At 74.5% G+C, this 995-nt stretch carries 1 protein-coding gene; it reads left to right on the forward strand.

Annotation, left to right across the window (positions count from 1 at the left end; genetic code table 11):
- Nucleotides 1-995 (forward strand): dihydroxyacetone kinase subunit DhaK (locus tag D7Y15_RS43635; RefSeq protein WP_121756232.1); only part of this gene is annotated, 995 nt, incomplete at both ends.

Consider the following 995-nt stretch of genomic DNA (forward strand, 5'->3'; position numbering starts at 1 on the left):
GGCTTCACGTTGGGGGAGGGCGAGGTGGAGTTGGGGCTGGGCATCCACGGCGAGCAGGGCGTGCGTCGCGTGGCGTTGCAGCCCGCGGACGTGCTGGCGGACACGATGTTGTCGACCATCGTGGAGGACCGGAAGGTGGGCCGGGGCGACCGGGTGGCGTTGATGGTGAATGGGCTGGGAGGGACGCCGCCCATGGAGCTGGCCATCGTGACGCGCCGGGCGCTGGCGTTCCTGGCGGAGCGAGGCGTGACGGTGGAGCGCGCGTGGCAGGGCACGTTCCTATCGGCGTTGGAGATGCCGGGGTGTTCGCTGACGTTGCTGAAGGTGGATGACGCGCGGCTCGCGCGGTTGGACGCGCCGACGGAGGCGCCAGCGTGGCCGGGTCGGGGGCGGGTGGTGACGCGGCGCCAGGTGGTGCCCACGCGCGCCGCGCTGCCAACGGTGAAGGGGCATCCGAAGCCGCAGCCAGAGATGCCGCAGGTGCGGGCGGCGGCGTTGGCGGTGGCGGACGCCTGGGACGCGGCCGAGGCTCGGCTGACGGAGCTGGACAGCAAGGCGGGGGACGGGGACCTGGGCTTGAGCCTGGCGCGTGGCGCGGCGGCGATCCGCGCGTTGCCGGAGGGGGCGTGGGCCACGCCGTCGGGTGCGTTGACGGAGCTGGGACAGGCGTTGCGCCGGAGCATCGGCGGCAGCTCCGGGCCGTTCTATGCGACGGCGCTGCTGCGAGCGGCGCGCTTCCTGGCGAGCAAGCCGTCGGACGCGGCGGCCTGGGCGAAGGCGTTCGAAGTGGGTGTGGAAGCGGTGTCGGAGCTGGGTGGGGCGCGGCCGGGAGACCGGACGATGGTGGATGCACTGCACCCGGCGGCGGTATCGCTCGTGCGCGCGGTCCGGGAGGGGAAGACGCTGGGGGAGGCGTGGGCGGAGGCGACGCACGCGGCGGAGCAGGGCGCGGAGGCGACCGCGAGCATGTCGCCGCGACTGGGCCGGGCCAGCTA

The sequence above is a fragment of the Corallococcus sp. AB030 genome (assembly GCF_003668965.1).
GTDB classification, from domain to species: domain Bacteria; phylum Myxococcota; class Myxococcia; order Myxococcales; family Myxococcaceae; genus Corallococcus; species Corallococcus exiguus.